Below are 7736 nucleotides of genomic sequence, written 5' to 3' on the forward strand. Positions count from 1 at the left end.
GAGCGGCTGTGCACAACGTGCGGCGCCTCCGGTCCGGGAATCAGTGACCGCCTCGCCGCAGGTGCTGGTTAAGCGGCTTAAGGAGATAGATCAACAGCGCATCGCCAGCCCACAGGATATTGCGCTTCGCGCCGAGCAGGCTGACATCAGCAAAAAGCTGGTCAATGACTACCTGAAAAATGCCGATCTCGCGGTGCGTCAGAACAACTACACCATGGCGACGCAAATGTGGCGCGATGCGCTTACCTATGAGCCCGGCAACCTGCGCGCCCTGCAGGGCTTACGCAAGCTCGATGCCCGTAGAGCGCTGGACGCATTGTATAAGGAGGCGGTGGCTAACAGCACCCGCGACCCGGCACGCGCGCTGCACAAAATCCAGCAGGTACTGGAAGAAGATCCCAACTGGCCCCAGGCGCGCGCGCTGCGCGATCACCTGATGCGTGAGGTGTCGCGGATCAACCAGCCGGAGCAGCGTCTGAACCGGGAACTGCAAAAAACGATAGCGCTTAATTTTCGCGAGCACAGCCTGATGGCCATCTTTAACACCATCAGCCAGATGACCGGGGTCAATATCATTTTTGACAAAGATATTTCCTCCAGCACTACCGGCAGCCTGATAGCCAAACGCACCACTGCGGAAGATGCTATCAACGTGCTGCTGTTGTCGAATAACCTGCGGAAGAAGGTGCTGAACAGCAATACGTTGCTGATCTACCCCGCCACCGCGCAAAAAGAGAAGATCTATCGCGACGTGGTCGTCAAAACCATCTTCCTGGGTTATGCGAAAGCAAAAGAGGTCAACGTCGCCCTGCGCAATATGGTCAAGCTGAAGGATGTGCACGTTGATGAGCGAACCAATTCCGTCACCCTGCGCGGGCCAAAAGAGAACGTGGAAAAAGCGGAGCGCCTGTTAGTGACGCTCGACCGGCCTGAAGCGGAGGTCACGCTGGCCGTTGAGGTGCTGGAAGTAAATACCAACGATCTCGAAGCGCTTGGCGTGAAGCTGCCGCAAACCATCAGTGCGGGTTTTGCGAAAAGTAAAGAAGGTGATTTAAAGGGAAGCGGGATCCCGCTGGGCGACCTGAGCGCCAAAAATATCATGGTCGATATCGACAATATGACCATTGACATGAAAAAAGTGTTGAGCAACGCCAGAGTGCTGGCCAACCCGCGGATCCGGGTGAAAAACAATAAAAAAGCGCTGGTTGATATTGGTCAAACGATCCCGGTACTGACCACAACCGTCAATGACGGGATTTCGCAACAGAAAGTGGATTATCAGGACGTCGGCCTGAAGCTGGAAGTCACCCCGGAAGTCAGTATGGATGACAATATCTCAATGGAGGTGAAGTTCACGCTCAGTGCCCTGGGCGCCGAAGAACCCGGTGAGAACGGAGCAAAGTATTACCGCACCACGAAACGCGAAGCCAATACCACGCTCAGCAGTATGAACGGCGAGACCCAGATGCTGGCAGGGCTGATCAAGCAGGATGAAACCACGACCCAAAAAGGAACGCCGTTATTAAGTGACATCCCGGGGCTGGGCCGCCTGTTTAGCAGCAATTCCGACAACAAAGAGCGCACGGAGGTGGTGCTGTTAATTACGCCGACCATTGAGCGCAACCTCGATTTACCGGGAAGCCACGTCAGTACCATTGAGATGGGCAGCGACGATTTAACGGGCGACAGCATTCAACTGCGCGACCTGCAGCGCGACGAGCCGGGGAGCGGGTTTACCGCACCGGCGCTAGCGCCGCCGGCCCATTTCCCTGACCGGGCGGCCACGCTGCCGCCACCGATCCTCGATGAGTCAGAGACGGAAAACGGAGCATCGTAATGCAGCGCCAGCGCGGTTTTACCTTGATTGAGATGATCGTCACGCTGGCGCTACTCGCCACGCTTGCCGCTGCCGCTGCGCCGCTGATGCGTAACTACCATCAGCGGCAGCAGGAGACGCAGCTACGTGAGTCACTGCGCACGCTACGCGATGCCATTGACCGTTATCACCAGGCAAGCGTGGACGGCATCATTGAGAAAAAAACCAGCGAATCGGGATATCCGCCGACACTAAAAAGCCTGGTGGAAGGCGTCCGGGATAAGACATCGCCCACTGGCGCGATGATCTACTTCCTGCGCCATATTCCGCGCGATCCGATGTGCGATTGCGAGGGAAAAAATGATGAAGAGACCTGGCGTTTACGCGCATCCACGCAGCCACCCGGCGATTTCAGCGGCGGCGGGAAAGACGTGTTTGATGTCAGTAGTACCAGTACGGCCAGCGGTCTGAATGGAGTGCCCTATGCGCAATGGTGAAAAAGGTTTTACGCTCATCGAGCTGCTGGTGGTGATGGCGATCATCGCGACATTGATGACCCTGGTCGCTCCACGTTTTTTCCAGCACGCGGACAGAGCCAAAGAGGTGGTGCGCGAGCATAACCTGCATGCGCTGCGCAGCGCGATCGATCACTACCGCCGCGATCGCCTGGCGGGGCCATACAGCCTGGAGGATCTGATCGAGGCCGGTTATCTGCGCCAGATGCCGCTGGATCCCATCACCAACCGCCGCGATATCTGGGAGGCGAAGACCGATGACGAAGGGCAAATTATTGACGTCGAGACGCCGCCTAAACCCGGTCAGGATCATCGCGATGCGTTCGATTAAACGACAGGGAGGTTTTACCTATCTGCTGCTGCTGATTGCGCTCTCCACGCTGGCGTTGTCGCTGCTGAAAAGCCGCGATGAGGTGCAGATGCGTTATCAGGCGCAACAGGAGGCTGAGCTTTTATTTCGCGGGGATCAAATCCGCGCAGCGATACAGGCCTACCGCGGCAACGGTGATAGCTGTTTTCCCGTGCGTTTCGAACAGCTGCTTATTGATAAACGCGGGCGAAAACCGCTTTATCACCTGCGCCAGCACTACGCCGACCCGCTAACCGGGAGTAAAAACTGGGGGATGATCCTCGATCCTCAGGGGCGCTGGATTGGCGTGCGCAGTCTCGGAAAAGGTACGCCACGGAAAAAAGTCGGCTTTCGTCACGATCCAAAACAGTTTGCCAAAGCGAAAACGTATTACGACTGGAAATTTCAGGTAGAGAGCGATCCGCAGGCCCCGCTGCCTGCGGCCTGTGGTCGCTAATGCAATGATGTGGCGAGACCTGATGTCCCTGTCACGCAGTCTGATCTGCCCGGCGTAACGGCACGAATAGGGCAGGCAACAGGCTCTGTAAGATGTTGCCTGCCCGCTTCGCTAATAGATGGCCTTTTTACTGCGCGACGGGAATAGTAACTTTGCTAACCACTAAGGTAATGGTCGCCTTTGCGTCCCCTGCTTTCAGCGGGATTTTATATTCATCCGGCTGGGTAAAGAGCGCCATGTATTTGTCATCTGGCATATCTATGATGACGTCATCGTCTGCGGCGGTGGCTTCGATCCGTCGCAGCAGCTCTGCTTTAGTCAGAGGTTTGTTCCATCCGGCAACAATACGATCGTTTTTAATGTGAATCTCATTACTCTCAAGGACGCAGAGCGCATTTTGCTCACCGCCCTGAAGGCGATAAAGTCGGTTTTCCGTTAAGGTGTCAAGAGTCGGGCAGACGACCTCTTTTTGCGAACCCGACTCTGCCAGCGTGTAGCTAAATTTCACTTTCAGGTTATCCCCGTGGCGAACGCCCTGTTTTTTCCAGTCGCCACTGTCCCCGGTGAACATGCGGATCCCGTTGGGGATGATCGTGCTGGCGGCAGCAAAAAAGTCATTCCCGTTAACGGAAAAATAGGGCCGAAGCGTTAAAGATGAATCATTAATAATAGTGATCACCGGAGAGTTAATGGAACGGTAACTCTTTTTCTTATAACGACAGTTTTTCCCGTTTGCCTGTAAGTTGACGCCGTTGTCTTTACTGACAATCATGGCATAGTTGCAGTTAAGGCCCTTTTCAATAGATTCGTTCAGCACCGCACCATTATCGACAATGATATTCATCACGCCGTTATCTTCGTTACCAAACCAGACATGAGGAATAAAATCGCTATCGTAACCCTCTTCATAAATAGCATTCTGAACCCTGATTTTCAGATGGTCAGGGTTTTCAATGTTAATCATACGCGCATAATCACTGGCAAATACTGATGCCGTTGAAAAAGCGCTAAGCATGGCTAATGCTACGGCTGTCTTTGTCATGAAAATGTCCTCTTTGAGAAATATAAAAAAGTACAAATTTGCACAACAGTGACCATATCTTAATGTATCAGACAGTAAAACATGACTCTGAATAAAATCATCGTTTATTTGTTTTTAACTCACGGATGCAGAGACAATTCTTATTAATCGCATAACTCGTTCTGCCTTATTTTATTCTGAGAAATGAATATACTGCCTTGCCAGCATTCAGACTGGAAGAGTAGGCTTGAACGCCATCTCATACTTTGTGCCATAATAAGCGAGACAAAAGATGGATCAATCAATTAAACAGACTCCTGAAAAAATTCGGGTTTGTGTGCGGACGAACTCTTTTTTATTCGAAAAGGGCCTTGCGGAATTAGCACGCTATTACTTTATCGCCCGAGACAAAATGCTCTGCATTATTGATGCAGACACATTTGGTACGAAGACGCATCTGGTAAAGTATCTGGAGTTCATCAGAAGAATTAAACCCGACATGCTTGTTTTGATCACGGGTCATCACACCCGAAGCGAGCAGCACGCATGGTATGTAAAAGCAAATGAATCCCTGGCGGGCTGGCGTGACACCATTGATGCCATGAACTTTATGCTCCCCAATCTCGACAATATTATTGACCATTATAAAAGGAGGAAGGCAGGTGAAATTAAGTTTTTGTATCAGGACGAATATGATGGCAAAGATGGCCGACGTGAGTGAGGCTGAATTAGTTTATGCGCTGATGACAACAGGAAAGCTGTTCGGCGTGAAAATACCGGCACCGTTACCCGGCAGACATAACGCAAAGACACGTCGTTTTGATTACAAAGAGGCTCTGGATTTTGCTGAAGAAGTGAAAATTTCCCGAGGCAACAAAAGGCAGGACTGATAATGCAATAATACGCCATGCTTTTAAGCGACAGGTTTATCGCGACACGCCTCATCGTTATAACAGAACCGTTCGACTGGCCTGGCGTTTTCCTTCAACATTGCAAGTGCAATACCAATCACCTCAGCATACAAGCAATCATCAATACGCCTGGCATACTCAAGTTTTTTACTCAGGTAATGACTGAGCGAAACATGATCAATTTTTATACCCTGCAAAGATAACTGCGTGGCGGCATCACCAATGAGTAGTGATGCTTGCTTTTCAGGATAAGCATTTTTCATGAATGCGAGCCTCTTTTTCGTTAAGAACCAGCTAACAGGATCACAGAAAAACCCATACCCCAGCTTACAACATTACCTTAGATTGAATTAACGAACCCACCTGTCAAAATGCTGAATCCAGCATTACTTTTAATTCCCGTATTTATTAGCATCACGCTAACACAGGCATTCCCCCCATTAGCCGTCAAATTATTTAACCATGATGCAGAACAGTTTGCCAAAGCGGAAAGGGCCTGTGATGGGACCTTCCGGGGGAAAAACGAACCGCAGGTCCCGTTTCCGGGAGCCTGCGAGAGGTGAATTACGCTACACTGATATAAGTGTTAATGGCTAACACTGGTAGCGTTTATTTGACGATATTAACCGGGTCGGAATAGGCTGTACCGCCTGTTCTTTGCGACCCCAGAGTACCGCGTGGGGTAACACTTACCCGGATATCTTTCAAAAATCCATAGGCTTCTTTTATGTATAACGTTTTACCGGTCTCTCCGTCTAAATTCCGATAACGGCCGCTAAATTCATCCCATGAAGCCCACTGATATAACGAGTTATCCTCACCACTGCCATTAGCATTGAAGATATAACTGGCCTCAATTGTATTACCCACCCGGGCTTCATTCTCAATATGAAGTTGGCTGACAGAAGGTGTACCCGCATCTGTAACCCTGAAATACCCGTCGTTAAATACCTTAGCACCTGAGCCGCCAGCGCTGCCCCTTGGCGTGACCGAGACATAAAGATATAACCCGTACTGACCGCGATCGGTCTTCAGCGTTCTTCCGGTTGCACCAGGAATAGGTGTCGGAGATTTATCGTAACTGTTCTGAGACCAGTACCATTGATACTGAGTTCCGCTCTCATCGCCTCCGCCGTTGGCTTGATAAACATAGTCCACCGAGATTTGGTTTCCATATACTGGATCGCCCTTAATCTTCACATCGCTCGCGGAAGGTGTACCCCGAATCGTGACCGAATCTGATTCAAGCCGCACTGATGGGTTATGGCTATCGATAATTTCTACGCTCACCTTTTGGTTTATCAGCGTGGTGTCTGTCAACTCAAGTGATGCGCTGTCCACCGTGGTATTGGTGCTCGAACGGTAGATTGTGCCATTAACCTTCCAGTTGACTGTTGCCGTACTAAACCCGGAACCTTTGCCTATCGTTAGGGTGTAGCCTATTTGTGGCGTACCCGCGATCCAGGGTTTTTGCGCCATCACCTTAACGGTCGCTTTAAGCGCGCTTAACTCAACTCGGTCTACAACAGGCGTGACAGTATAGGTATCAGCACGTGTTCCTTTTACATTGAACGGATAGTTTCCTTTTTCAGTCTCAACAATTCCCCCGCTGTTAGTATGGATCAATCCTCCATTGTTTCTCCCCTGACTATCGGCCAGCACGGCGCCGATTCGTCCCGTCAGGCCACTGACAGGGTTACCAAACTTATCCTTCATCGCTATCAGCATGGATAACTGATTGCCAACGACCATCGTGTCACTGACGGGGGTCAGACTCGACTTCGCGTAATCAATTTGCCCTACACTGAGCTGTAACGTTTTCGAATCCTTCACTGACTCGCTGACTTTCGCTGTGAGGGTATAGCCTCCCATTGCACCAAACCCTTTTTCCGGTCTGATGGTAGCCACGGCGGTGGCTACACCGTTGCTGCCCGTTGTTGCGCTTTCTGGCGTTATCACCATCCAGTCCGGATGGTTGCTACTAAACGTGACCACAGCACCAGGCATCAGTACTCCGCCTTTATCCTTTGCCGTTACCGTGAGCGTGACAGGTTCGTCCACGCGTGCAGTCGATGCCATCGTAAGTTCAACGCTACCTGCAACCGGCGGCAGGGCAATCGAGGAGGAATCCTCAACGTTGTTTTCCGATTTCGCGGTCACGACCAGATTTTCCGCTTTTACTGTACCCATTTGCAGCGTCAGCTTAGCCCCCCCAGAGTTGTTGGTCATTGTATCGCTCTGGCTGTCGATTTTTGTCGCCAGTGCCCCTGGGAAAATCCAGTTTACAGCCGTATTTGGCACTGGATTGTTAAAGCTGTCGAACATCGCTATCTGCCAGGTGGCATGAGTGACACCGTCCGCCTGAACACTTTCCGGCTCGTCGACAAAAGTCACCCGGTTGACCTTTCCTGGCACAAAGTTAACCAGAACAGATTTTGCGTGTAACCAGTTATCGCCAATGGTCGCGTTTACCTGAAACTCCCCGGCTTTCTGGCTGGTCTGACTGACGGTGACGGTGCCGTCCTTCCCGGTCTCTGCCGTTGCCGGAATGATGACGCCGGTTCCGGCATCAAAACTCACTGCCTGTCCTGCAACCGGGTTCTCGTGGGCGTCTTTCACCGTCACCCTGACGCGCGTGGTGTCCGTCCCGTCTGCTGCGGCGTTATT

The 7736-nt window shown here is 51.4% G+C and carries 9 protein-coding genes; 6 read left to right on the top strand and 3 right to left on the bottom strand.

From position 1 onward, the window contains the following. The first annotated feature begins 43 nt into the window (after nucleotides 1–43). From IM273_RS03420 to IM273_RS03435, 4 genes are read left to right on the top strand one after another with little or no spacing between them, the layout of a single operon-like run. Nucleotides 44–1837 (top strand): secretin N-terminal domain-containing protein, encoded by a 1794-nt coding sequence (locus tag IM273_RS03420; RefSeq protein ID WP_238139763.1) that lies wholly within the window; start codon nucleotides 44–46, stop codon nucleotides 1835–1837. Then, nucleotides 1837–2313: a type II secretion system protein gene (locus IM273_RS03425; RefSeq protein WP_028012053.1), complete on the top strand. Its 477-nt coding sequence runs from the start codon at nucleotides 1837–1839 to the stop codon at nucleotides 2311–2313. The genes IM273_RS03420 and IM273_RS03425 overlap by 1 nt, the downstream gene beginning before the upstream one ends. Further along, nucleotides 2300–2662, top strand: a complete 363-nt coding sequence (locus tag IM273_RS03430) for a type II secretion system protein (protein WP_080339181.1) — start codon at nucleotides 2300–2302, stop codon at nucleotides 2660–2662. Before IM273_RS03425 ends, IM273_RS03430 begins: the two co-directional genes overlap by 14 nt. Continuing rightward, nucleotides 2649–3137 (top strand): type II secretion system protein, encoded by a 489-nt coding sequence (locus tag IM273_RS03435; protein WP_193050772.1) that lies wholly within the window; start codon nucleotides 2649–2651, stop codon nucleotides 3135–3137. The genes IM273_RS03430 and IM273_RS03435 overlap by 14 nt, the downstream gene beginning before the upstream one ends. A 127-nt stretch (nucleotides 3138–3264) precedes the next feature. Here the strand turns inward: IM273_RS03435 and IM273_RS03440 are convergent, their stop codons facing one another. After that, the gene (locus IM273_RS03440) at nucleotides 3265–4179 is read right to left on the bottom strand and encodes a hypothetical protein (protein WP_131701653.1); all 915 of its coding nucleotides are present in this window, start codon (nucleotides 4177–4179) and stop codon (nucleotides 3265–3267) included. A gap of 271 nt (nucleotides 4180–4450) precedes the next feature. On the opposite strand from IM273_RS03440, the gene IM273_RS03445 reads away from it, so the two are divergent. Then, the gene (locus tag IM273_RS03445; protein ID WP_047367553.1) at nucleotides 4451–4879 is read left to right on the top strand and encodes a hypothetical protein; all 429 of its coding nucleotides are present in this window, start codon (nucleotides 4451–4453) and stop codon (nucleotides 4877–4879) included. Beyond that, a complete protein-coding gene (locus IM273_RS03450) occupies nucleotides 4851–5048 on the top strand; it encodes a hypothetical protein (protein WP_047367552.1) in 198 nt (65 codons plus the stop codon). Before IM273_RS03445 ends, IM273_RS03450 begins: the two co-directional genes overlap by 29 nt. Nucleotides 5049–5071: 23 nt before the next feature. Here the strand turns inward: IM273_RS03450 and IM273_RS03455 are convergent, their stop codons facing one another. Then, nucleotides 5072–5332 carry a hypothetical protein gene (locus IM273_RS03455; protein WP_047367551.1) on the bottom strand — a complete coding sequence of 87 codons (261 nt, stop codon included), beginning with the start codon at nucleotides 5330–5332 and terminating at the stop codon, nucleotides 5072–5074. Nucleotides 5333–5678: 346 nt separating this feature from the next. Next, on the bottom strand, nucleotides 5679–7736 hold a 2058-nt coding region (locus tag IM273_RS03460), incomplete at its 5' end, for an Ig-like domain-containing protein (protein ID WP_193055531.1).

This window comes from Enterobacter cloacae complex sp. P13B, assembly GCF_014895915.1.
GTDB classification, from domain to species: Bacteria; Pseudomonadota; Gammaproteobacteria; order Enterobacterales; family Enterobacteriaceae; genus Enterobacter; species Enterobacter bugandensis.